We start from the raw sequence: 23,533 nt of genomic DNA on the forward strand, positions 1-23,533 counted from the left end.
ATTGAGCGTACCTAGTGGTTTATATAGTTGGGTCGGCTAATTTTGTGATATATTTAGAATACAGAGGTGGAAGTTGCCATTTTCAGCTGTAATCCCCTATCCACATGTTATCGGTTTATTCGCAAATGGAGGAAAGATGTATCAGTATAGATAAATGGAGGCATAGTGTTCGGACTTAATAAATAGTAATTTAAGGGGTGAGTATTTTAATTATGATAATTGACGATAATCCAAAGGAAATAGAAGCAATGAAGGCATTTCATCGTGGTGACAGAAAAGAAGGATTGCGTTTGCAGGAAGAGTTTGCTTCGGAATTTCGTGACGAATTTAAAGATAAGGACCATTGTTCATGTGAAAAGGCATGTCGTTATCATGGAAACTGTAAAGAATGTGTGGCAATTCACAGAGCACATCAGGAACATGTACCAAATTGTATGCGACCATTGATAAATAAAAAGTTAAAAATATTATCTGAACTTACTGAACATACAATTGCCAATGAAATTGAGCCACATCAAGAAGTTTTGAGACCGGATTGTTAAAAATGTAAAACTTCATATTGAGTGAGTAAATTATATAAATGAGAAATTTATTTTTCAGTTTAAGTCAGGTAAATCGACACAATAATTAAAGTATTAAAGGTAAAATAATAGAAAAGAACTTAAATGAATTTAGCTAAGATGACTTAAAGTCGCATAACAAAAGGGTATAGAGAATGAGATGTGGACCTTAATTATGTTAAGAGGGGGATTTTAGATGACTGTATTGACTAAAGCAAAAGAGTTGTGTGAAGCTATTGTTCAATCAGATGAATTTCAAGAATTAATTAAAACAGAGACAATACTAATAAATGATATCGATGCACAAGATTTGATTGAACGCTTTAATAAGTTACAAACTGAATTAGAAAATCTGTTCCGTCAAGGAAAAAAAGCTACTGCTCAGCAGTTTAGCGAACTTAGAGTTTTGGAAGAAGAGCTAAATAAAGACCTTTCTGCTGGCCCCTATTTTAAGGCACAGCAGAAATTTTCCGAATTGTTGTCGCAAATGAATAAGATGATAAATGATACAATTCAACTAAAAAACAATATCGGAACAGCTCGCTGCACCTGCGGTAAACATACTTTGTGATATGCTATCTCTACAAAATTATTTTGACGTTGTTGGGCTCTCAATATCGGTTTCAATTTTACTAACGATTAAGAAGATTCGAAAAATAGATACTCTGGCTCGCTGGGGTGGTGAGGAATTTATACTATTATTGCCGGAAACCACAATAAATAAGGCTGTAGTTTTGGGGGAAAAACTGCGTGAACGTCTAAGTAGAATGGATATTTCGAATGTGGGCAATGTTACTGCAAGCTTCGGAGTTGCTGAGTACAATTCCGGAGATACAGTTGATACAATAGTACAAAAGGCAGATGACATGATGTACCAGGCGAAATCTGCAGGCAGGAATTGTGTGCGATATATCGAGAATGAAAACAAATACTTTGTATTAGAGATATTTACTCTAAACAGCCTAGGCTTAATAAAATAATATTATCTATACGTACGTTGCTTGCTTACAAAGCTCATCGATTTCTGAATAATCACTCTAAAACTGATTAATAGAATTGCTGCAATTAACATGATTGTCACAGGAATATAATGAACTTTCTTTCAACCTACGATGTGCGAAGATTAGATTTGGTTTTGATCCTATTATAAATTTCGGGAATTTAAAAAACTTACTTATTAAGTCAGACTTCCAAATGTAATCCAGGGCGTGTTGCTCTGGGTTTTACATTAATAAATGGAACAACAATTTGTCGAGTACAGTGGTATAATTGACACAAAACTCAAGGAATTTCAGATAACCTCATTTTTTGCGGAGGGGACCTAATGCGATTGCAACGTAAAATCAGCATCTATATTCTCGTTATCTTATCCGTATCAATTGGAAGTATCATGATTTTATCAGTCTATCAAATGAGAAGTCTAGTAAAAAATCAGGTTAGCAGAAATCTCTTAAATATTTCTAATTCTGTTGCCAATTTTTCTGAAGTTCAGGACTTTCTACAAGGGAAGAGCACCTTAACGGAAAATGCTTTTAATGAGCAGATAGAAACGATCCGAGCGAAAACCGGTGTCGCCTTCATTGTCGTTATGAATATGAAAGGAATCCGCTATTCCCATCCAGTTGAAACAAGAATTGGAGAAAAATTTCAGGGCGGAGATGAAAAAAGAGTCCTGACATCAGGGCAGGAATATGTTTCTGAGGCTCATGGAACGCTGGGAACATCGTTGCGTGCGTTTGCCCCAATTTATAAAAACGACCATCAAATCGGAGCCGTATCTGTGGGTATACTATTGACGGAACTCGATACTGACGTGTACAAAGCGCTGCTGCGTTTTTTGCCGTTCATCGTATTTGGCCTTTTTCTCGGAGGGATTGGCGCTACTGTCCTGTCGTTCAGTATTAAGAATACAATTTTTGGGATGGAACCGGAAGAGATTGCTTTAGCCCTCAAGGAGAGGGAGGTTGTTTTGGGAAATGTCAAAGAGGGAATTGTCGCTGTCGATGACAAGGGAAAAATCACTTTGTATAACAAACAAGCTGCTATCATCTTGGATCTAAATGAAAGTGACAAAGGAAAGAACGTCTTTGAATTCATCTTCAGGGACGTACAGCAGGGCCCTCTATCCCTCGGGCAGTTGCTGGAGGATGTGGAAATCAGAATCAAACCAGGACTTACGATCGTATGCAAATATAGTCCCCTCATTGATGAAAAAAACCGAGTCATGGGTGCTGTGATCAATTTTCGTGATCTGACCACAGTTAAAAAGATGGCTGAAGAGCTTACAGGCATTAAGAAAATGGCTTGGTCACTGAGGGCACAAAATCATGAGTTTATGAACAAACTGCACACGATCTCTGCCTTGATCCAGATGGAAGAATACGATGAAGCCGTTGACTATATTTCCAGCACGGCCAAGGCGAGAAACAATGTTAGCGGTATTCTGACAAGAAAGATAAAAAATGTTTCCGTCTCAGCGCTGCTCTTCGCCAAATACAATAAGGCGGAAGAGTCTAGAATAAAGCTGAAGATCGACCCCAATTGCAGCCTATCTGAACTTCCTCAAGCGCTAACTGCAGATGATTTGTGTTCTGTACTTGGAAATCTGATTGAGAATGCTTTCGATGCTGTTGAGAGTGACGGTAGCGGAGAAGTCTATGTAAAACTTGATGAGGAAGATGATATTCTCAATATTACGGTTGCGGACAACGGCTCTGGCATCCCCGAATCCGTTCAGCCATACATATACAACTTGGGTATGTCCAGCAAATCTGGGCAGCGTGGTTACGGTATGTATATCGTGAAAAAAATTATTGATGATGCGAGGGGCACTATTCGCTTTAAGGTTGACCGTGGGACATCATGGCACATCTCAGTGCCCCTCAAGGGGAGGGACATAAATGTTTGATGTTTTGATCGTAGAAGATGATCCTATGGTAAGCCATGTGAACACAAAATTTCTCAAGAAAGTTCCTGGCTTTAACTTGGTGGGTGCGGCAGCAAATTTGGCGGAAGCCCGTGAGTATGTTCAAAAGAAAAAGATCAACTTGATCCTGCTCGATTTATTCCTCCCGAAAGAAAACGGTATTGACTTTCTGAAGTGGTTGCGCAGCCAAGAAATCCACATCGATGTCATTCTGATCACAGCCGACAAACGCAGCGAGAGTGTGCAGGAAGCCTTTCGTTATGGGGCCGTCGATTATTTGATCAAGCCTTTCACCTTTGAGCGTTTCAAAGATGCAATGCAGCAATACAAAGAGTGGGCCGAAAGCTTGCAAAACAGTATTTTTATAGAACAGGAAGCCTTGGACCGTTATGTTCTAACTGGGAGAGCGGAAGATGAAACGGACAAGCCCTTGGAAAAAGGTTTGAGCAAATATACTTACCAGCGAATTTGGGACCATATTGCCCACAACGGCGAAGAGTATTTCACTGCAGATGAGTTAGCGGAATATTTAGGAATGGCGCGGGCCTCCGTCCGCAAATATCTTGACGTCATGGAACGCGAAGAAAAATTAGAGCTTTTGATCGAGTATGGAAAAGTCGGCCGGCCTCAGCATAAATTCAAACTCAAGGAGTTCTGAGACAATGTCCTTTATGGAGATAAAGTTTGTAAGAGCAAAAAGAACTTAAAATTCTTAATCTGCAAAAATAAGTCTTAATTTGCAGAATATTGTCAATGGTCCCCATTTTCGGCTAATATGAAGTTGCGTTTATTATCTAAAAAGGAGGTTAACTTTAGTTTACGCAACTCAGGTTTGCCGTTGGTTCAATTCTAACTTGAGAATGAATTGGGAGGGGATCTATAATGAAACCGACAAAAGTGCGTTGGGAAGTCATAACCCTGTTATTCTTCGCGACGACGATTAATTATCTCGACCGAACCAACTTATCAGTTGCACTTCCGGTCATTGCCAAACAGTTATCCTGGACACCTGCGGCCATGGGCGCCATTTCATCAGCTTTTCTCATAACTTATGCGCTCCTGCAAATGCCGATCGGTGTTTTCATTGACAAAATTGGAACCAGGATGACATATATCTGGTCTGTCATCATTTGGTCTCTCGCCTCCATGGCGACCGCTTTGGGTACTTCCTTCGGATCGATCTACATCTTCCGCTTAATCTTGGGTGTCGGCGAAGCCCCTGCTTTTCCGGCAGCGACAAAGACGGCTGCAGACTGGATACCTCGGCGGCAGAGAGGGATCGCCACCGGATTTTTTACAGCCGGAGTTAACATGGGCTCCGCTATAGCACTCCCTCTTGTTGCATGGATTGTGAGCTCTTTTGGCTGGCAAATGTCCTTCATCATCACCGGTGCACTTGGTTTTATCTGGCTCTTTTTCTGGCTTGTTCTCTACCGTGACCGAAAAGACAACAAGCGAGTCAATGAGGCTGAAAATGCTTTAATTGACGCCGACATCACAACGGTGCAGGAACAGCCCCGCGTACCCTGGATACAATTGTTTAAGAAAGTGTCGACCTGGGGTCTGATGCTCGGCTACGCTTGTCAGCTCTATATCATGTTTGTTTTTGTCACTTGGCTTCCGACCTACCTCGTGCAGGCTCGCCATATGACCCTTCTGCATTCCGGTATTTACGGGATGATACCGTTCATTGCCGGTACGATCAGCGCCTTCCTTGGCGGAAGAACCTCAGACGTCTGGGTGCGCAAGACACCGAACGGTCGAAAGATCGCCATGAGCCTGGGTCTCATTCTTGCCATGGCCATTATCCCAGCGGTATTCGCAGGTTCTGCCTCGATGGCTCTAACTCTTTTGACAATTTCTGAATTTGGAGTCATGTTCTCAAACGGAGCCGCATGGGCCGCCGCTTCGGAAATTGCTCCCGCAGGTCAGGCCGCTTCCGTTGCTTCAATCCAAAACTTTGGCGGAAATGTTGGCGGTTTCCTAGCCCCAACAGTCACCGGTATACTCGTTCAGGCTACCCACTCCTTCAACAGCGCTTTGATCCTGGCAGGCATCCTGGCTTTTGTCGGTGCGATTATCTACTACACCATGCTTCCGGGGTCAAAAGTACAAGAGGAGAGCCAAGCTTCTGCAGCTTGATTCAGCACTCCTTTCTGTAGGTTGAAATTAAAATCATAATCGCGGGAAGAAAAACTATCGATGAATCCCAAGAACGGTCTTTGGTTAATGTATATACAAATAGGGGAAATACAGTAGCCATCGTCACTAATGGGACCGCTGTTCTCGAACTTGGCAATATCGGGCCTTATGCCGCCATGCCGGTAATGGCAGGTAAGGTAATTCTATTCGAAGATTTTGCCGGTATTGCTGCTTTCTCCATCTGTCTAGACACTACGGATGTTGACAAAGCGGTCGAAACCGTAAAGCTTTTGGAACCTATCTTTGGCGGAATTAATCTTGAGGATATTGCAGGACCTGCTTGTTTCGAAATTGAGGAACCTCTTAAAAAAAAGATGCACATTCTTATTAACAACTTTAAGAGCCTTAATAAGTCCTGCCATTACAACAATCGCTGTTCCATGTTGATTCTAACCCTTATACCCATCGGAAACGGTGGGATTTTTTTGTGACATAAAAATGTTGGGTTTTAAGGCAAGTTCAATTTCCCCTTCCTTATTGTATAAGAAAGAGTTCCTAAAATAACATCTATTAGAAATCATAAGCTTTTCTTAGCATCCAACTCAGAAAAATTGCAGTTAAATAAAATACTTTTGACGATTTTATGAAATTAGATATTAGAGTTGGAGAAATTATTAAGGCGGAAGTCTTTGAAAAGGCAAAAAAAACTGCTTACAAATTATTTATAGACTTCGGTGCAGAAATTGGTACAAAAAAATCAAGCGCTCAAATCACCGAATGCTATAGGATAGATGAACTTATTGGGAAACAAGTTTTAGGAGTGGTAAACTTCCCTCCAAGACAAATTGCAGATTTTATATCAGAAGTCTTAGTTTTAGGAGTTTATGCGAACCAAGGAGTTGTACTCATTCAGCCGGAAAAAGTAGTTCGTAAAGGTGATAAATTAGGATAATGAACAATGTTAAAAAAATGCACCTCAGAATTGCGAATACAAATAAACTCAAGTTACTTTATCATCTTGTTTTTTGCCACATCCTCGCCCGACACCAAATCCTCCCCCACGCACACTTCTACCTCGCTACCCTCATCCCCAAATCCCCATAAACACCAACCACCCGTCAACCTAGCGACCTCCTTCAATCCTGCAGGATGTCCTTACCTGTCGGATAACCGAACCGGGAAGGCGAGCCGTATCAAAATAAAATTCGCCTAAAAAAATAAGAAAACGCACCGAGGCGCGTTTTCTTATTTGCAGATTTAAACAGTCTCCCAAACTGTTTAAACTTATTTTTTATATGCTTCTGCAAAAACTTTCGCAAAATCTTTGAGTTTGACTTTACCAAGATGGTAATCCGTGGCGCGGAGGCTAGCATAGAATTCGTCAGCGTTTTCTCCGGCGCAGTTCATTTGGACGAAGCGGTTGGCAGTGTCTTCGTGGAAGCCGATTTTTTTCATGTTTGCAGCGAGAGCTTCGACAGGGATTTGTTGGTATTTGGCTTCGATTTCATTTTCAGCAAGAGCCTTGAGCCAATCGTTTCCTGTGCCCCAGTCGCTTACGACGAATTTCGCGCTTTTGCCCGCTTGGGTGTGGGAAATCAGGGCGTAAGCGACGTCCGCGATATCAACAGGGCTGACCCAGCCACGCGTGATGTCAGCTGAAACTGTGCTGAGGATGGTTTGCTGGGTTTTGAGGCTTTGCATGTCGGCAAAAAGGTTGCTATAAAAGCCGACAGGGCGGATGTGAGCAATGTTAACGCCTTCAAGCGAGTTGAGCGCGTCTTCCATAAAATGATACATGTAAAGGATGCCGGCTTTGGGGTTGTCAGCACCGATCGAGCTGAGATTGACGACGTTTTTCACGTCTGAGTTTTGCACAGCGGTCTTGTAATTTTCAGAGAGCTCGATGGCGGCCTGCCACATGTCAGTGCCTGACATCGGGTTGATGCCTGTAATCATGAGATAAACGACGTCGCTTCCTTTGAATGTTTCGGTGAGGAAGTTGACGTTGCGGTTTGAACCGACAGCGGCTTTGGCTCCGAGGGCATGGATAGCGTCGACTCGGTCTTGCGAGCTTGTGATGACAGTGACGTCGTGGCCGTCAGCGATGAGGCGTGGAAGGTAGTTACGATTGATATTGCCGAGAGAGCCGAGAACTGTGATTTTCATTGTGTTTACACCTTCATTTTGATAAAATAATGTCACAAACTGACATTGGGATTTGTATACACTTGACGAATTCTGTTGTCAAGAAAAAATGTCAGACACTGACAAAGAGGTTTTGTAAAATTTACGAAAATAGGAATGAGAAAAAATGAAAAGTAAAGAGAAATTGCAGGTGGCGGCCGCGAAATTATTTATGGAAAAAGGCTATGAAAACACGACGGTGCAGGAGATTGCGAGTCTTGCGGGTGTGACTGAGAGAACCTTTTTTCGGCAGTTCAAGGATAAGTCGGACGTACTTTTTGATACGAGTAATACGATGGGGCAGCGGGTTGCGGCTTTTATTACTGACAATTTTGACGTCGAGCAAAAGCCGCTGAAGCTTGCGGTTGACAGCTTTGCGTCGATTTCTGATTATTTTGATGACTCGCGGGAGCGGGTGTTGGCTCGGAATCAAATTATTCAAAGCAACCCTGATTTACAGGAACGAGAGCTGTTAAAAAGGCAGGTGCTAATTGAGTCTGTCACAAACGCTTTGTCTGTCAAATTTGATAGCGAGCTGTCAGAGCTTGCCGCGCGATTTGCGGTTGAAATTTTTCATATGGCTTTCAAAAAATGGATTGAAAGTACAGAGAAAGGCTTTGCAGAGCAGGTGCTCGCGGTCTATCAACTGTATGAAAAACTCACTTTATTGATTTTTGAGTGAAAAATTAATTTTGGAAGCATTACCAGCAAAACTTTTACCGAGCATGGGGAAGACTAAAAATCCCCCTTGCGAGAGCGGTTGGCGAAGCCAAGAGCCGGCACGGACGCTAATTTCGTCAATTGGTGGACAACTCAGCATTGCAGTATTCCGTCAAGTATAGCAGGGATAGTTATTTGGGCGGAGAGCGTTGGACAAAAGAGCCCTAACCCCCAATGCTGAGGATGTCCTCACCTATCCAAAGGTTCTCACCGAATTGGGAAGGTGGGGGATGCTTAATAAGGTTACAAAAGAAGGACAGTTTCAAAGGTTGGTTGGATTGGCACGATCAAACAGGAGACAAGAGGTAAACTATGAAAAATATTGAAATAGATAGTACAATTTATAAGACGAAACCGAACAAAGCAAATCGATCAAAAGAAGAAATGGATGTTTACGATTTATTGGAAAGACTTGATATTCCATATTTTAGGCTCGACCATGATGAGACTCCATCCATTGAGATGTGTGATCAGGTTGAAAGAAGTTTAGGACAAAAGATTTATCAAGACAGATTGAGTCATCTAGATTATCTTTTGCCGAGGCTGAAGACATGGAAAAGCATTTGAATATTAAACCGGGATCAGTTAGTGTATTAGGCCTTGTGAATGACATAAGCCAATCTGTACAACTACTAATTGATAAGGATGTTCTTCAGAGTGAATATGTCGGATGTCATCCTTGCGTTAATACTTCCAGTCCCAACAGCCAATGCTGCTGGATGTCCTTTACCGACCGGATAGTTGTGGATGCGGTGGATGGGGAGTCTGATTTGGCGGTATTGAACGTTTGTATATCGAGGGAGCGGAGTTGTTATGTTAAGTTTCTACACTAAGGCTGATAAACCCTAATACTGGAGGAACATCATGGCAGTCTGCGAAAGCTTCAAAGAATATGTAGTGGACCAACTTGGAAAGTTGGGTTTTGTGACGGTTAAAAAGATGTTTGGCGGAGCGGGCATTTACTATGACGGTTTGATTTTCGGTTTACTTGCCGATGACATTCTTTATTTTAAAGTGGATGACTCTAATAAGTCAGATTATATAATGGCAGGCATGCAACCATTCAAACCATTTGATGACAAGCCCATGTTAATGCCATATTATGAGGTTCCTGTTGATGTTTTGGAAAACAGAGAACAGTTAGCGGAATGGGCTATGAAATCTTTATTTGCATCTAAGAATAATCCCACAAAGCCTAAAAAGCGAAAACTTAAAAAAGGTCGCCAATAGCATATTTAATATCTCCGAATTGGGTCAGGCTAAGATGAGAAGGTGCCATGTTAACTCAAATTATTTTAATATTTTTCTTAGAAAATTAACATAAAATTAACATTAACTTAACATGGATTTAAGAGAGCTGTCCGGAAGAGATATATAATTAGGTAAACAAGCAAATGTAATCCTACATAAACGGGAAAGAAAGAGGAGAGGTTTTCTTTTGACAACAAAATCTGAATCCGGACAAAGGAACCAAATTATAGCTGCTTTAGACGAAGCCCCGCTAAGCCTTTTCCATCTGCGTGCCGTGATAACATCTGGTCTTGGTTTTTTTACAGATGCTTATGATCTATTCATCATTGGCGCAGCAATGGTTTTAATTCAATCTCAATGGCATCTAAACAGAAGCACCTTAGGACTCCTTGGTAGTACATCTCTGATGGCCGCTTTTCTAGGTTCTTTTGTTTTTGGCCGCCTTGCTGATCTGTGGGGGCGTAAGAAAATGTATGGTCTTGAGGCGTCGTTCATGGCACTTGGTGCTATAATATCGGCTTTTTCACCCAATATAACCTGGCTATTAATTTCCCGGTTTATTATGGGCGTGGGAATTGGTGGAGATTATCCTGTCAGTGCAGTTATAATGACTGAATATGCCAATCGCAAGGATCGTGGAAAGTTAGTAGGAATGGTATTCTCTATGCAGGCCGTCGGTTTAATTCTGGGGCCGATTGTCGCTTTAACCCTGTTGGCGAGCGGGATCAGTCATAACCTGGCTTGGCGCTTGATGTTGGGACTCGGCGCACTACCGGCGTTGTTTAGTATTTACTTGCGTTTGAAAATGCCGGAATCCCCCCGCTATGTCAGCCAGGTTTTGGGTAAGGAGCATGAGGCAGCCGGCAATTTGCAGGCATATACTGGTGGTCAAGTCAAAGTAGAGAAAGCGGACGGCCTTTCACAGCATAAACGCCTGTCAGTATGGAGCTTTTTAACTAATTGGACATTGTTAAAAACATTGATTGGCACGGCTGGAACGTGGTTCATTTTTGATTACGCCTATTATGGCAATACTATTTCTACACCTCTTATTATAAAGATGATATCTCCTCAGACTAACCTTGTTACTACCGAAGCCTGGTCAGTTATTATTTTTGCAATTGCTGCCGTCCCAGGTTATATCTTGGCTTTCTTAACAATTGACAGGATTGGGCATAAACGCCTCCAACTCATTGGTTTTGCCGTGATGGGCCTTGCGTTTTTCGCAATGGGAATTATCCCGCATATAACTATGCTGCTTGGTCCGTTCCTCCTGCTTTACGGAATCAGTTACTTCTTTGCAGAATTTGGCCCTAATATGACTACATTTGTACTGCCGGCAGAACTTTATCCGGTAAGTTTGCGGACAACGGGCCATGGGTTATCTGCGGGATTTGCCAAAATCGGTGCTTTTGTGGGAGTTTTTGTCTTTCCGGTTTTGTCAAAACATTTAGGGTTAAGGGGGACTTTACTGGTCAGCGCGATTTTTGCAGCGGTAGGCTTTTTATTGACTTTCCTGCTTCCTGAGCCTGCACAGAAATCTATGGAAAATCTTAATACAGAAGTTGTTCCTGTAAAATCCGGCACTAATACTTCCTGCGAATTATTTTCCGAACATTTACCCCAGAAGGTTTGACGAGTAGAAGCTGTAATCCAGGGCGTGTTAACATACCCTGGATTTTACTGTTATATGCAAAAACGGGAGACGGTGAGCAACATTTTGTCCATGCACCATAATCGTCGATAATTATGCTAAAAGCTGCCTCTTCAGCAAGGGCGGCTTAATAATTAATCGATTCGGATTTGGGCTTTACAGGCATCTTTCGCATCAAAGGTTTTATGGGGTGCTTTTCAGTACAAAAACAATAAAATATTAATATCGTTTCATAATTTTTCTTAAATATGATAAGATGACAGATATTGTCGGATACATTGATCCTAATCAGCAACCGGAATATAATAGCAATTGTGTTAAGATAATGTCTAAATTAACCATTTGGAGTGAGACGATGAATGAGTGCTGTAGAAATACTGAAGTCTATTGAGATTTTACGAGGAAAATTAAATACTTTGGGGTCAAATAAACCACTCGTCGACCCTGAAGTTGTTCAACTTAGCCAGAGGCTCGATTTATTATTAAATGTGTACTATAGCATGAGAGATGTTGCTTAAGTTGAGAATAGTTTTATAAAAGTTATCATACATAGTTCATATGAGCATTGTTTTAGGTGGGAGACTTATGGACGCACCTGAGCGAATAATCTTACTTTGTGATGCCGATAAATGCGAAATTAACCCTGAATTAATGGAGCAAAAAATAAGTTTACCGTAGGACAGTTAGAAAATGAGTATTATCAATGGTTGGATGAATTAATATAAAAAGTGTGAACGGCGGCTTTAGTTAAAAACTAAGATCGCTTTTTTGTTACTTTTAAGGTTTTTTAATTCTTGGAAATTTAATCGGGTGTATAAATATGCAAATCAGCAGTTTATCTTCTACCACAGTTAAACAATACATAATTAGTCAATTCCTTAGCAATGATCGGGAGAAATCAAATGGAAGCAAAATTGCTCGGTAATTTAGGTAGATCAAAACCCCCGGCGGCACATTGATGTCGTTGGGGGTATTTTCGACGACATGACAAAATTCTTCATGAATTAACTTATTGAAGGAACACATGGCTCAAAATGAACGTTACCAGTAAGCGTAATGGTTGTATCCAGAAGCGTATTGCCACTTGCAACACTAGTTGCAGTAACTGTGATCAAGCCAGAACTAGGAGTATCACACTGCATGCTTATCATTTCTTCAAGGCTAATTTCAAAATTTGGACCACTAGCTGGAAACTCGATATTGATGTGATTACCTTGTGGTGTATGTGCTGAGCGTATCAAAGGTGATTTGCTAAGTGCGAGTAAGATAGACGAATCAAAACCCCCGGCGGCTATGATCGTCGGGGGTTCGTTAACGTCTGATATTAAATTAACCTAGGAATTTAAACTGCTTTATGTAAATTAATAATAGAAACAAACTCATCGTAGGAATGAACGGTAGTAATTAGTTTTAGAGTATCGCCAGCAATACGCTTTGCCTGCATATTGGCAATAAGAGTTTTCGATGCGATATTGAATCGGCCTTTGAAAGGTGTTTTAACTAAAAGTTCGATACCCTTTTTTTCTTCATCGAGCATATCTTGTGGCGAAGCTTGTAATTCTTGAGTATCAAGAACAAGATAGTACTCCGATGTGTTGAATGTTTTCAATTTCTTTAATAACTCTTCCATATAGTTATGACTCTCTTGCTGTTTGATTAATCCACCCATAGTAATAAGAAATACTTTTTCGTTCGGTTTGAGTTGAAGATTATACATTAGAAACGCTCCTTTATGTTTGATTTATTGTATTAATCATAAAGGATTAAGCTGAAATGTCTCTTAAGGTTGACTGAAAGATTGCTGAACTATACCTGAAAGTTAGTTAAAAAACAAACGAAACATTTCACTTTTTTGCGTACATTACTAAGACAAAGAAGTTGTGAAGAATATAACCACCAACCAGGCAGTTCTGCAAATTAGCAGTTAATATAAAGGTATTTCTGTTCTTTCCCCCTCGTATGCCCCTCCCAGTGAGGGGATATTTTTTTGAGCAAAATATTCCATTTGGTTGATAATAGATGAGCTTTTAATACGAAACGAAGAGTTCTTCAATTTTTGTCTTCGTTTTCAGGGAACTTTCAGTTTACATTTAGCTCCAATTCAGTAATGAGGGTTATAGTAATTATGTAGCAATGAGTCGCACTCTTACAATGATAAAATTTGAGAGGTATTCATTAATGAAAGAAAAGTTGAAACGTTTTGATCCGCTTCTCTTGGGAATTACATTACTTGCTGCGTTTCTAAATATCTATGGAATCTGGAAAGACCAATATGCTAATGCCTATTATACGGCTGCAGTGACAAGTATGCTGCAAAGTTTCCACAACTTTTTCTTCGCTTCGTTTGATCCAGGAGGATTCGTTACGGTCGATAAACCACCGGTTGCCTTTTGGATTCAAACTCTCTTTGCCTCAGTGCTGGGGGTTCACGGGTGGAGCGTCATTTTACCCCAAGCGCTGGCGGGGGTAGGTTCAGTTCTTCTAATTTATTTCCTGGTTAAACCGTGCTTTGGCAAATCGGCGGCTCGAATTTCTGCTTTAATTATGGCCTGTACTCCGATAGCAGCAGCCGTTAGCCGCTCCAATAATGTGGATAGTATGTTAGTTTTTACACTCTTGTTGGCAGCTTGGTTTTTGTTTAGAGCTGTAAGAAAAGGGAAAGTTCTTTTATTCTTGGTGGCTTTTGGACTTATTGGCGTAGCCTTCAATATTAAAATGATGCAGGCCTATATGGTTCTCCCGGCATTTTATGGCTTTTACTGGCTGGCCTTTAAAGTAAATTGGAAGAAAAAAATAGGTGTTTTAGCAGCTTCAACGGCGGTAATGCTCGTTTTGTCCTTCTCCTGGGCTTTAATAGTAGACAGCATTCCTTCAGCGAATCGGCCCTATATCGGCAGCAGTCAGACAAATTCAGTCCTCGAATTGGCCTTCGGTTATAACGGAATTGCTCGTTTGACAGGCCAAGGAGGCCCGGGTGGCGGCAAACAGGGGGGCTTTGGTGATGGAAGATTGCCTGGGCAAGGACAACAGTCCTCAGCAGGTCAGAAACAAGGATGGAATAACCAGTTCCCGAATGGTTATACACCGCCACAAGGAAGTGGATCTATGCAAAATGGCAATCAATCGATGTCAAGTGATGGCCGTAACTTTCCAGGTGGTATGAGTAATAGAGGTCAAGGTAGTAACCCGGGTGGAGGCGGCATGTTTAATACAGGTACGCCAGGACCATTTCGTTTATTCCAGTCGGAATTATCCGGGCAGATCAGTTGGTTGCTTCCCTTAGCTTTATTGTCGGCCTTTGGGTTATTAATTGGGTTGCGCAGGAAACAACCGTTAACGGATAAGCAAAAGGAAAGTCTATTCTGGTTAGCTTGGTTACTGCCGATGATGGGATTTTTCAGTGTCGCAGAGTTTTTTCATCAGTATTATCTTGTGATGTTAGCTCCGGCTATTGCTGCCCTGGCTGGAACGGGATGGGTTGAATTATTTGGGTTCAACCAACGCCGTGAAGGTTGGAAGCGATGGCTGCTCCCAATTGGTCTTCTGGGAACAACAGCGTTTCAACTGTATATCCTTTTTCCCTATATGAGTGAAATCGGATGGGCGTTGCCGATTGGCTTAGCAATTATCGGAAGTCTTTTGACTCTGTATTCTATCCTGCCATTTACGCAGAACATCCGAACAAAACTGACAAGGGCTGTCGCAGGTGCAGGAATTTTGGTATTGTTGGCTGCGCCTTTGTATTGGGCTTCGACACCACTTCTCTATGGAGATAATGCTATGATGCCGTCAGCCGGTCCTCAACAGTCAATGGGTAATAATCACTCAATGACTTGGCAGGGCAGTCTAGCGCAGCAAGGTCAATTACCTGGTTCAAGTTCAAATCAAAGGCAAGGTCAAACTCAAGCGCCCAATCAACCCCAAGGTCAAGGCCGTGGAGGTATGCAAGATAACGTCAATGCTCAGCTTCTATCCTATCTTAAAGCTCATAATACCGGTGAAAAATTTTTGTTCGCGACTACCGATGCCGGAACAGCTGAAGCCTATATCATTAACACCGGTAAGGCAGTAATGGCTATGGGCGGGTTCTCAGGCTCTGATCCTATTCTTACTGTGGACAAATTAAAGCAAATGGTTGCCGACAAAGAGGTTAAATACTTCCTGCTTTCAGGCGGCGGACCCGGTGGAGGCAGCTCAGAAATACAAACTTGGATTCAACAAAACGGCACTGAAATACCCCAGTCTGAATGGCAATCCAATTCAAACAGCAGTGCCGCTGGAGGTATGGGTATGAACAGAGCCGGGACATTATATGAAATCAATCCCTAAGAAGAGGAGGTTAAGTTATGAGTAGAGACATTCGCTATTCTGTTGTCATTCCTGTTTACAATGAAGAAGTTGTCCTTGCACAAACCTATCAACGTTTGAAAAAGGTGATGAGTTCAACCGGTGAGTCCTATGAATTGATTTTTGTCAATGACGGAAGTTCCGATCACTCGGCTGCCTTGATTAAAGAATATTGTGATTGCGATCTGTCTGTAAAACTGATTTCTTTTTCTCGCAATTTTGGTCACCAAATTGCCATCACAGCTGGTATGGATTATGCAAAAGGGGCAGCGATTGTAGTCATCGATGCAGATCTTCAGGATCCACCGGAGTTCATTTTGGAAATGATCGCGAAATGGAAGGAGGGCTATGAGGTCGTCTATGCCAAGCGCAGACATCGCAGCGGTGAAACGTTCTTTAAGAAACAAACAGCCCATCTTTTCTACCGCTTGCTGCGTGCCTCCACAGAGATAGACATTCCTGTTGATACTGGTGATTTCCGCTTAATCGATCGCAAAGTGTGTGACGTCTTAAAACAAATGCCTGAGAAGAATCGTTATGTCCGCGGCTTAGTGAGTTGGGTTGGCTTTAGGCAAACTGCGGTTGAATACGATAGAGACCCCCGTCTAGCCGGAGAAAGCAAGTATCCCCTCAAAAAGATGATCAAACTCTGTCTCGATGGTCTTACTTCGTTTTCCCTTAAACCTATCAAATTGGCAAGCTATTCAGGGGGGGCGTTTATCATTATAGGGTTGGCCTACTTGGTATTCTTAGCCCTTGCTAAGCTCTCGGGAGGCTTGGTCAGCGGTTGGAACTTGGTATTATCCAATGTATGGTTATTGACAGGATTAATACTAACCATGATGGGGATTATGGGTGAATATGTGGGTCGTATTTATGATGAAGCACGAAACCGACCTCTTTATATCGTAGGTGAATCCTATCGAAGTGAAGAGAAAGAACGGAGCGTGATAAAAATTGGCTAGGATTGCTAAACGTCACTTGGAATTCTTAAGATTTTGTGTGGTTGGAGGGCTTAATACGGGCATCGATTTTACCCTATTTGCAGTTTTGTTTGCTTGGGGAGTACCCTTACTTTCCGCCCACACCCTTTCCTATTGCTGTGGTGTCTTGAATAGTTTTTGGCTTAATCGGAAATGGACATTTAAGGATCAAGCCAGCCCATCGTCCTTCGCTCATAAATCCGTTCGCCAAATGGTTCAGTTTATATGTTTGAATTTTATATCCTTAGCTATAACGTATGTGTTGCTGTTGTGGATCCATGACAGTTGGGGATATCCAATGCTTTTAAGCAGATTAGTTGCTATAGTAGCAAGTTTAGCTATCAATTTTATCGGCAGCCGCTTATGGGTCTTCAGGCAGCCGAGATTAGGGAGTGAACTGATATGAAAATTAAAAAAGCCGTGATTCCGGCAGCAGGTCTAGGAACGAGGTTCTTACCTGCGACAAAAGCCCAACCTAAGGAAATGTTACCGATCGTTGATAAACCAGCCATCCAATATATTGTGGAAGAAGCTGTACAATCTGGAATAGAAAGCATCCTAATTGTAACCGGACATAATAAAAAGTCCATTGAAGATCATTTTGACAAGTCTCTTGAACTTGAACAAACCCTGAAAGAGAAGGGGAAAACAGAGTTGCTAAATGAGTTACAAGCAATCAATAATATCTGCAGTATTCACTATATTCGTCAGAAAGAGCCTTTAGGCTTAGGTCATGCCATCCTATGCGCCGAGCAATTTATTGGGGATGAGCCATTTGCCGTCTTATTGGGCGATGATATCATGGTTTCCGATCCGCCCGGCTTACAGCAATTGATCAATGTCTTTGAAAAGACTCAGGAAACAGTCGTTGGTGTTCAGCCTGTTTCTAGCGATGAGGTACAAAAATACGGAATTATTGCTCCTCAAGCCCGCAGGGAAAGAACGTATCAAGTTAAGGATTTAATTGAAAAACCGACATCTCTCCAAGCTCCATCCAATATGGCAATTATGGGTCGCTATATTTTAAAGCCATCCATTTTCTCTATACTTCATACTTTAAAAAAAGGTGCGGGTAATGAATATCAGCTGACAGATGCCCTGCGACAGGTTTGTCTACGAGAAGGCCTTTTAGCCTGGGATCTGACTGGAGAACGTTATGATATCGGAGATAAATTTGGCTATCTAAAAGCTATTATCGAAATGGGATTGCAGCGAGAAGAATTAGAACCGCAGCTCATGGAATATTTGCTGGCTCTGATAAACAAGAGGCAAAGCAAAGTTGTGATGACAAAGAAAAGAGTATTATGCTCAAGCTTCTAGGTTAAGGGTGATAAGTCAGCTGCAATTTGTCCAAGGAGGTGAAATAGAACTGTGAAGTTTAGAAATTATGGCTTTAGGATAGCAGCAGTCTTACCAATCATATTATCGCTGCTGCTCAGTGTATACGTTATTATCAACCATAATATTGGTAATGCAGCATCCCAAGGAACTTTCGTTCAGAATCAACATGGACCGTCTTTTGGGCAAAGACAAAATCACCCTCGATCAATGTCCAATGTTAAGTCGCCCGGCAATCTTCCCCTTCAGCCAATGCATGCTATGCCCGGTGGACGTGAAGCCACTGCGGGCAGTAACTATAATACTCAAATCATTGTCTATGCCATAACTTTCTTCTTAGTGGTTTTAGCGGCCTATTTTGCTCTGATTCGTAAGAAGGCGGGGAGAAAGTTCAGCATATCTCATGGTAACCAGAGGATGCTTCTCATAACATTGTTTTTTGTAGGATTTCTGCTAAGAATTGTATTGGGTATCTTGATTGCAGGGCATCCATTCGATCTCAATTTATTTAGGTCCTGGGCCACCAGTGCTGCAAATAACTTATCTCAATTTTATTCAGGCAGAAATTCCAGTGATTATCCACCTTTGTATATTTACGTATTGTATATCGTAGGCAAATTAGGCAGTCTTAAAGCACTGAATCCCTATTTTACGTTATTTTTAAAACTTCCTTCAATCCTTGCGGATATGGGGACTGCTCTTCTTCTCTTTAAACTATCTATAAAATACCTTTCACCGGAACTGAGTATTTTAGTAGCTGCGTTGTATATCTTTAATCCGGCTGTCTTTGTCAATTCAACCATTTGGGGACAAGTCGATTCGTTTTTCACGCTTATTGTTATAGCAGGAATTGTGTTATTAACAGAACAAAAACTGGTCTATTCCTCGATTCTATTTACAGCAGCAGTACTCATGAAACCGCAAGGAATTATTTTTTTGCCTATTCTCTTTTTTGAGCTTGTAAGGAGGAAGCGTTTAAAAGATATTGTTCGGGTTCTAATAACATCGGCAATAACAGCAATTTTGTTAGTTCTCCCATTTTCAACGAACGATAATATCCTTTGGATTTTTAAGCTCTTTACAAATACCATAGGAGAATATCCTTACGCCACAGTTAACGCTTTCAATTTCTTTTATTTGCTGGGAGCTAACTACACTAAAGATTCCTTGACCTTGTTCCTGGTCAGCTATCATGTTTTGGGAATCATTTTCATCGTTCTTACGACACTAACGGCTTGGCTAGTGTTTGTCCGAGGAAAGAAACGGCGTTTTGGACCAGCAGCGGCCCTTATCTTAATCTCTGGTGTGTTTATTTTTTCGACCAGGATGCACGAACGGTATCTGTTTCCGGCAGTGGCTTTAACCATCTTAGCGTTCATTTATTTAAAGGATCGAAGGTTACTTCTTCTAGCAACAGGGTTTAGTATTACTTCCTTTGTCAATACTTATGATATCCTTTACCAAACCATTGCAGGTATCCATCAATCGACTTCAAGTGTTATCCCGGTAATAACTTCTTCATTGAATGTGATCCTGTTTATTTACTTGATAAAGATTAGTTTTGGTTTATCCGAAATAAATCCTCATAAACTAAATGACACCCTTGATACGAAGAAAAATTGACCTCCCAAGATATTTGAGAGGTCAATAAAACCATTTAGTCTGTAATTTATAATCGTTACACCTGAATATCCAATTTGCCAGATGTTGAAACCGTTTTAATTTGTGTTTGTCCTGTTGAGTTATTAGATTGAGTGGTGGATTCACTCTGCTGTAATTGAGCCTGCAATTGCTCTATTTGAGCTTGAATTTTTGTTGAGTTTTTTCTTGTTTAAAATCATGGCTTAGTTATGAGCAAATCAGTCATTCTCGTCAAAAAAAACTTCCCGAGCTTTAAGCCAGGGAAGACTTTTTGAACGATTTACCAATTGTTGCGTCGCTGTGATTGGAAACAGTCACGGCAATAGACTGGTTTGTCACCGGATGGTTGAAAAGGAACCATGGTCTCTTTTCCACATTCAGCGCAAACTGCTGGGAACATTTCTCGTTGCTGGCGACCATATCCGCCGCCATTGCCACGAGTTTGTTGCTTTCGGGCTGCACGGCAGGATGGGCAACGACCAGGTTCATTGGTAAATCCTTTTTCAGCATAGAATTCTTGTTCACTGGCTGAAAAAACGAATTCTTGACCACAATCTCTGCAAACAAGGGTTTTGTCGTTAAACATAAAAAAACCTCCTAAAAATTTTCTGCCCGCAGGTGTGGGATGTAATCTTCCCATAGCTTTAGGCAATTAAGAAGGTTTTGGATGTCCACATTTTCTAACGAGCATCTCATAGTATAGCAGAATAGAGGCTAACCCACAATAAATTATTCAGAAATATTTAAAACATCTCCGATACCAAATTCACTCACGCCCCTCGCCACCCTCAACCCCAAATACCTATAAGCCCCAGCTGCTGGTCATTTACCGAACTTCTTCAATCCCGCAGGATGGGATGGGCTTACCTATCAAAAGCGCTCATCGAACAGGGAAGGTGGAGGATGGGATGGATGGAGAGTTGCGTGTTGAAGGGCTGGTTAGATATAATGAGCAAAGTATATCTTACAAAGTTTTAAATCGGAGTGAAAGCATGTTTACGTATGAGATTGGTATGGACTGTGTTGATTGGCAACAGCTCTTTCAAATTTATGAAGAAGTTGGATTAGTTGCTGGCTATGGGAAAACAAAGGATCATGATAAGATCCGTAAGGCATTTGAACAAAGCTATAAGGTAGTAACAGCTTGGAGAAATGAAAAACTAATTGGAGCGGCCAGGATGTTGTCGGATGGAGTTTGTTATGGAATGATCTTTGATGTAGGTGTCTTGCCGGAATATCAGAAATTAGGAATCGGTAAAGGTCTGATTGCTGGATTGCTAAAAGGAAACGAGCACCTATGCATTCATTTGACATCGACTTTTGGGAACGAGGAGTTCTATCGAAAGTTAGGGTTTAAGCATCATAAAACTGCATTTGCTAAGTATCCATATGACTCAGATTATTTGGCTTGACATGATCTTCGGTTGCACAGGTAATACCCAGCTCCTCGAACTCCACAAAATCTAGTTATCCCTAACTGCCATTGCTGCGGAATGCCATTACCTATCCCAAAGGCGCTCACCAAACTGAAGCGATGAGGGATGCGTCACATCATGATGAGGTGAATGAGTTAGGTGCTGGGAATTCGCCTCAACAGGTTCCGCACAAGGTGAAATTCCTTCGGTGACAAGGCTTCCGTCTTGATTTAGGAATTCTGATTGGTTTTATCGTTGTCATGACATTGAGTGCCATATTTAGTTCAATACTTTATCAGTCTACTCCCGCCGCTGAACCATATATGTTTATTTTAGGTACCATCTGCTGTTGGGCGAGGTCCGAGCACGTTGAGTGCGTGGTAAGTTTAAGAAAACATACACTCTAAACCCGCTTGTGGTGCGGGTTTTAGGTTTAAGAATATTCGAAATCGAATTAAAAACAGGCGCAATGTTTTTTGGGCGTTCGAGGAAACATATCGCCTGTTTTTTTACAAATTGTAGTAGTATAGGAAATAGATTATTGTCCTCGTGTGTCGGGAAAGTGCAATGTTAATGTGGGGAGGCGAAGCCTTACTTAATGAAGGTATCTAGACTTGTCGACGATAAAGTTCACTTTAGGTGTCCTTAAATAATAATCTAAATTCGCTGTATCCTTCGCGGTCTAAATCTTCTTTGGGTATAAAGCGTAGCGATGAAGAATTTATGCAATATCTAAGCACGTTTGGGCTTGGCCCATCGGGAAAAACATGCCCTAGGTGAGAATCAGCTTCCTTACTTCGAACCTCTGTCCTAGTCATTCCGTGGCTTAAATCAGCTTTCTCTTTTAAAGACGTTGAGACGATGGGCTTAGTAAAACTAGGCCATCCGCAGCCACTATTAAACTTATCATTTGAACAAAATAGAGGTTCGCCCGAGACTACATCAACATAAATACCTTCACGTTCATTATTCCAATATTCGTTTTGGAAAGGTGGTTCGGTGCCATTCTCTTGTGTAACATGATATTGTAAATCAGTTAGTCTGGATTTTATCTGCGATCTATCGATTGGCCAATTCTTATTTATAAACTCATCGCGGCCAGACCCTTGACGATATAGAGAATAGCGGAAGTGGTTTTTCTCATGGAAATCTTGATGATATTCTTCTGCAGGAAAAAATATTGTTGCCGGGAGAATTTTGGTAACAATAGGTCTTTGAAAATGACCGCTTTCTATTAGAGCTTGTTTAGAGGCTTCGGCTTTAAGATGCTGTTTCTCGCCATGATAAAAAATAGCCGTTTGGTATGACTGTCCTCGATCATTGAACTGACCACCTGGATCGGTTGGATCAATTTGTCGCCAAAAAATTTCCAAAAGTTTATCATAGGATATTTGATTTGGGTCAAACGAAATTTGGACAGCTTCGAAATGTCCGGTCGTTCCGGAACATACTTCTTTATAGGTTGGATTTTCAGTATGACCACCGATGTAGCCCGAAACCACATTAATAACGCCTTTAAGTTGTTTGAACGGGGATACCATGCACCAAAAGCATCCACCGGCAAAGGTAGCAAAACTTATTCTATTCGTTACGTCCAATAGGTTCACCCCTTTATCCAGAGAAATTACAACGACGTTAAAAGATTTCCCGTTATCGCAAAAAATACACCTCAATACGAAAGCATCTCGGTCCTAAACTGGTTTAGTGTTGAAGATGCTGTGATGATACGAGTGTTTCGTCTATCTCGGTGAGGGAGTTAATTTGTTTTGCGTTTGCTATAAAGTTGTGAGATGATTGAAGAGTAAAGGCAGGGGTTGTGTGATGGGTAAAGTTATTTACTTTCAACCGTCGCATTGATCTCTACTAACTTCAGGCCACCAGCGACCCCAGCTAAATTTCGGGAATTTGATAAACTTACTGATTAGGTCAGACCTCCACTGCTAAAAGAAGACTAAAAATGCCCCACCTGCACCTCCGCTACCCTCAACCCTCAAATTCCCGCCATAACATATATTTAAATAAAATTGGAGATCATTCATCATGAGAACTGAATCAGCTATTCATATCCGATTAAAAGAACAACTCAATCAGCTCATGGAACAAGAGAAGCCGATTATCCTATATTTTAGTTCCCGAGACTGTAATGTTTGCCATGCGGTTTTCCCGAAACTGATGAATCTAATAGATCCTGAATCGATCGACATTGCAATAATTAATATCAATGAGCATGTGGAAATTGCAGGGCAATTATTGGTTTTTACAGTGCCAACAATACTTATATTCTGTGAAGGCAAAGAAATTCTTAGAGAAAGCCGTTTTATTGATTTTCAGAAGGTTGAAAGGATTCTAAATTTCTTAAGTGAAATGTAAGA

23 protein-coding genes and 2 pseudogenes are annotated in these 23,533 nt (G+C 41.3%); 21 read left to right on the plus strand and 4 right to left on the minus strand.

What is annotated here, in order from left to right; genetic code table 11:
* Positions 1 to 197 precede the first annotated feature (197 nt).
* The 8 genes and pseudogenes from DEAC_RS13680 to DEAC_RS13715 all read left to right on the plus strand — a co-directional run.
* On the plus strand, positions 198 to 542 hold the full coding sequence (locus tag DEAC_RS13680; protein ID WP_427846267.1) for an LPS biosynthesis protein: 345 nt from the start codon (positions 198 to 200) through the stop codon (positions 540 to 542).
* Positions 543 to 756: 214 nt separating this feature from the next.
* On the plus strand, positions 757 to 1,131 hold the full coding sequence (locus DEAC_RS13685; RefSeq protein WP_047810632.1) for a YlbF/YmcA family competence regulator: 375 nt from the start codon (positions 757 to 759) through the stop codon (positions 1,129 to 1,131).
* Position 1,132: 1 nt separating this feature from the next.
* Entirely contained in the window at positions 1,133 to 1,540 is a 408-nt protein-coding gene (locus tag DEAC_RS13690) for a GGDEF domain-containing protein (protein WP_047810633.1), read from the plus strand.
* A gap of 344 nt (positions 1,541 to 1,884) precedes the next feature.
* Positions 1,885 to 3,468: an ATP-binding protein gene (locus DEAC_RS13695; RefSeq protein ID WP_047810634.1), complete on the plus strand. Its 1,584-nt coding sequence runs from the start codon at positions 1,885 to 1,887 to the stop codon at positions 3,466 to 3,468.
* Positions 3,461 to 4,144 (plus strand): response regulator, encoded by a 684-nt coding sequence (locus tag DEAC_RS13700; protein WP_047810635.1) that lies wholly within the window; start codon positions 3,461 to 3,463, stop codon positions 4,142 to 4,144. Before DEAC_RS13695 ends, DEAC_RS13700 begins: the two co-directional genes overlap by 8 nt.
* Positions 4,145 to 4,368: 224 nt before the next feature.
* A complete protein-coding gene (locus DEAC_RS13705) occupies positions 4,369 to 5,628 on the plus strand; it encodes an MFS transporter (RefSeq protein WP_047810636.1) in 1,260 nt (419 codons plus the stop codon).
* An 83-nt stretch (positions 5,629 to 5,711) separates the two neighbouring features.
* Positions 5,712 to 6,011: pseudogene (locus DEAC_RS13710) on the plus strand (NAD-dependent malic enzyme); the annotation flags it as partial.
* 245 nt (positions 6,012 to 6,256) lie between these two features.
* Positions 6,257 to 6,580, plus strand: a pseudogene (locus DEAC_RS13715) (tRNA-binding protein); the annotation flags it as partial.
* A gap of 332 nt (positions 6,581 to 6,912) precedes the next feature.
* On the opposite strand, the gene DEAC_RS13720 reads toward DEAC_RS13715, so the two are convergent.
* Entirely contained in the window at positions 6,913 to 7,794 is an 882-nt protein-coding gene (locus tag DEAC_RS13720) for an NAD(P)H-binding protein (protein ID WP_047810639.1), read from the minus strand.
* 145 nt (positions 7,795 to 7,939) lie between these two features.
* Between DEAC_RS13720 and DEAC_RS13725 the strand changes: the two genes are divergently transcribed.
* The 6 genes from DEAC_RS13725 to DEAC_RS22775 all read left to right on the plus strand — a co-directional run bounded on the left by DEAC_RS13725 (position 7,940) and on the right by DEAC_RS22775 (position 11,955).
* Positions 7,940 to 8,494: a TetR/AcrR family transcriptional regulator gene (locus DEAC_RS13725; protein ID WP_047810640.1), complete on the plus strand. Its 555-nt coding sequence runs from the start codon at positions 7,940 to 7,942 to the stop codon at positions 8,492 to 8,494.
* Between the two features lie 350 nt (positions 8,495 to 8,844).
* Positions 8,845 to 9,099: a YbaK/EbsC family protein gene (locus tag DEAC_RS22770; RefSeq protein WP_053006436.1), complete on the plus strand. Its 255-nt coding sequence runs from the start codon at positions 8,845 to 8,847 to the stop codon at positions 9,097 to 9,099.
* The gene (locus DEAC_RS24695) at positions 9,045 to 9,365 is read left to right on the plus strand and encodes a YbaK/EbsC family protein (protein ID WP_345788173.1); all 321 of its coding nucleotides are present in this window, start codon (positions 9,045 to 9,047) and stop codon (positions 9,363 to 9,365) included. Before DEAC_RS22770 ends, DEAC_RS24695 begins: the two co-directional genes overlap by 55 nt.
* Before the next feature lie 31 nt (positions 9,366 to 9,396).
* The gene (locus DEAC_RS13735; RefSeq protein WP_047810641.1) at positions 9,397 to 9,762 is read left to right on the plus strand and encodes a TfoX/Sxy family protein; all 366 of its coding nucleotides are present in this window, start codon (positions 9,397 to 9,399) and stop codon (positions 9,760 to 9,762) included.
* Positions 9,763 to 9,970: 208 nt separating this feature from the next.
* Entirely contained in the window at positions 9,971 to 11,419 is a 1,449-nt protein-coding gene (locus DEAC_RS13740; RefSeq protein ID WP_047810642.1) for an MFS transporter, read from the plus strand.
* Between the two features lie 377 nt (positions 11,420 to 11,796).
* Positions 11,797 to 11,955, plus strand: coding sequence for an aspartyl-phosphate phosphatase Spo0E family protein (locus tag DEAC_RS22775; protein WP_083996082.1), 159 nt, complete (start codon positions 11,797 to 11,799; stop codon positions 11,953 to 11,955).
* An 824-nt stretch (positions 11,956 to 12,779) separates the two neighbouring features.
* On the opposite strand, the gene DEAC_RS13745 is transcribed toward DEAC_RS22775, so the two are convergent.
* The gene (locus tag DEAC_RS13745) at positions 12,780 to 13,154 is read right to left on the minus strand and encodes a hypothetical protein (RefSeq protein ID WP_047810643.1); all 375 of its coding nucleotides are present in this window, start codon (positions 13,152 to 13,154) and stop codon (positions 12,780 to 12,782) included.
* Between the two features lie 461 nt (positions 13,155 to 13,615).
* On the opposite strand from DEAC_RS13745, the gene DEAC_RS13750 reads away from it, so the two are divergent.
* From DEAC_RS13750 to DEAC_RS13770, 5 genes are read left to right on the plus strand one after another with little or no spacing between them, the layout of a single operon-like run.
* The gene (locus DEAC_RS13750) at positions 13,616 to 15,766 is read left to right on the plus strand and encodes an ArnT family glycosyltransferase (protein WP_047810644.1); all 2,151 of its coding nucleotides are present in this window, start codon (positions 13,616 to 13,618) and stop codon (positions 15,764 to 15,766) included.
* Positions 15,767 to 15,783: 17 nt separating this feature from the next.
* Positions 15,784 to 16,749 carry a glycosyltransferase family 2 protein gene (locus DEAC_RS13755; protein ID WP_047810645.1) on the plus strand — a complete coding sequence of 322 codons (966 nt, stop codon included), beginning with the start codon at positions 15,784 to 15,786 and terminating at the stop codon, positions 16,747 to 16,749.
* Positions 16,742 to 17,173, plus strand: a complete 432-nt coding sequence (locus DEAC_RS13760; protein WP_053006437.1) for a GtrA family protein — start codon at positions 16,742 to 16,744, stop codon at positions 17,171 to 17,173. The genes DEAC_RS13755 and DEAC_RS13760 overlap by 8 nt, the downstream gene beginning before the upstream one ends.
* Positions 17,170 to 18,087 (plus strand): UTP--glucose-1-phosphate uridylyltransferase GalU, encoded by a 918-nt coding sequence (gene galU / locus DEAC_RS13765; RefSeq protein WP_047810646.1) that lies wholly within the window; start codon positions 17,170 to 17,172, stop codon positions 18,085 to 18,087. The genes DEAC_RS13760 and galU overlap by 4 nt, the downstream gene beginning before the upstream one ends.
* 51 nt (positions 18,088 to 18,138) lie before the next feature.
* Positions 18,139 to 19,728: a DUF2029 domain-containing protein gene (locus DEAC_RS13770; protein WP_047810647.1), complete on the plus strand. Its 1,590-nt coding sequence runs from the start codon at positions 18,139 to 18,141 to the stop codon at positions 19,726 to 19,728.
* Between the two features lie 298 nt (positions 19,729 to 20,026).
* On the opposite strand, the gene DEAC_RS13775 is transcribed toward DEAC_RS13770, so the two are convergent.
* Positions 20,027 to 20,332, minus strand: a complete 306-nt coding sequence (locus DEAC_RS13775) for a zinc-ribbon domain containing protein (RefSeq protein WP_047810648.1) — start codon at positions 20,330 to 20,332, stop codon at positions 20,027 to 20,029.
* A gap of 322 nt (positions 20,333 to 20,654) precedes the next feature.
* On the opposite strand from DEAC_RS13775, the gene DEAC_RS13780 reads away from it, so the two are divergent.
* Positions 20,655 to 21,158, plus strand: coding sequence for a GNAT family N-acetyltransferase (locus tag DEAC_RS13780; protein ID WP_242847158.1), 504 nt, complete (start codon positions 20,655 to 20,657; stop codon positions 21,156 to 21,158).
* Positions 21,159 to 21,796: 638 nt separating this feature from the next.
* On the opposite strand, the gene msrA is transcribed toward DEAC_RS13780, so the two are convergent.
* The gene (msrA, locus tag DEAC_RS13785) at positions 21,797 to 22,759 is read right to left on the minus strand and encodes a peptide-methionine (S)-S-oxide reductase MsrA (RefSeq protein WP_047810649.1); all 963 of its coding nucleotides are present in this window, start codon (positions 22,757 to 22,759) and stop codon (positions 21,797 to 21,799) included.
* Between the two features lie 442 nt (positions 22,760 to 23,201).
* Between msrA and DEAC_RS13790 the strand changes: the two genes are divergently transcribed.
* Positions 23,202 to 23,531 carry a thioredoxin family protein gene (locus DEAC_RS13790; protein ID WP_047810650.1) on the plus strand — a complete coding sequence of 110 codons (330 nt, stop codon included), beginning with the start codon at positions 23,202 to 23,204 and terminating at the stop codon, positions 23,529 to 23,531.
* Positions 23,532 to 23,533 lie beyond the last annotated feature (2 nt).

This window comes from Desulfosporosinus acididurans (assembly GCF_001029285.1).
In the GTDB taxonomy this organism is placed as follows: Bacteria; Bacillota; Desulfitobacteriia; order Desulfitobacteriales; family Desulfitobacteriaceae; genus Desulfosporosinus; species Desulfosporosinus acididurans.

Bases quoted from the DNA above. Each gene is read 5' to 3' on its own strand.
- DEAC_RS13780 (WP_242847158.1), top strand. From the start codon at position 20,655: ATGGATGGAGAGTTGCGTGTTGAAGGGCTGGTTAGATATAATGAGCAA.
- DEAC_RS13685 (WP_047810632.1), top strand. From the start codon at position 757: ATGACTGTATTGACTAAAGCAAAAGAGTTGTGTGAAGCTATTGTTCAA.
- DEAC_RS13690 (WP_047810633.1), top strand. From the start codon at position 1,133: ATGCTATCTCTACAAAATTATTTTGACGTTGTTGGGCTCTCAATATCG.
- galU (WP_047810646.1), top strand. From the start codon at position 17,170: ATGAAAATTAAAAAAGCCGTGATTCCGGCAGCAGGTCTAGGAACGAGG.
- DEAC_RS13745 (WP_047810643.1), bottom strand. From the start codon at position 13,154: ATGTATAATCTTCAACTCAAACCGAACGAAAAAGTATTTCTTATTACT.
- DEAC_RS13750 (WP_047810644.1), top strand. From the start codon at position 13,616: ATGAAAGAAAAGTTGAAACGTTTTGATCCGCTTCTCTTGGGAATTACA.
- DEAC_RS22775 (WP_083996082.1), top strand. From the start codon at position 11,797: ATGAGTGCTGTAGAAATACTGAAGTCTATTGAGATTTTACGAGGAAAA.
- DEAC_RS13720 (WP_047810639.1), bottom strand. From the start codon at position 7,794: ATGAAAATCACAGTTCTCGGCTCTCTCGGCAATATCAATCGTAACTAC.
- DEAC_RS13790 (WP_047810650.1), top strand. From the start codon at position 23,202: ATGAGAACTGAATCAGCTATTCATATCCGATTAAAAGAACAACTCAAT.
- DEAC_RS13775 (WP_047810648.1), bottom strand. From the start codon at position 20,332: ATGTTTAACGACAAAACCCTTGTTTGCAGAGATTGTGGTCAAGAATTC.
- DEAC_RS22770 (WP_053006436.1), top strand. From the start codon at position 8,845: ATGAAAAATATTGAAATAGATAGTACAATTTATAAGACGAAACCGAAC.
- DEAC_RS13735 (WP_047810641.1), top strand. From the start codon at position 9,397: ATGGCAGTCTGCGAAAGCTTCAAAGAATATGTAGTGGACCAACTTGGA.
- DEAC_RS13705 (WP_047810636.1), top strand. From the start codon at position 4,369: ATGAAACCGACAAAAGTGCGTTGGGAAGTCATAACCCTGTTATTCTTC.
- DEAC_RS13700 (WP_047810635.1), top strand. From the start codon at position 3,461: ATGTTTGATGTTTTGATCGTAGAAGATGATCCTATGGTAAGCCATGTG.
- DEAC_RS13725 (WP_047810640.1), top strand. From the start codon at position 7,940: ATGAAAAGTAAAGAGAAATTGCAGGTGGCGGCCGCGAAATTATTTATG.
- DEAC_RS13695 (WP_047810634.1), top strand. From the start codon at position 1,885: ATGCGATTGCAACGTAAAATCAGCATCTATATTCTCGTTATCTTATCC.
- DEAC_RS13755 (WP_047810645.1), top strand. From the start codon at position 15,784: ATGAGTAGAGACATTCGCTATTCTGTTGTCATTCCTGTTTACAATGAA.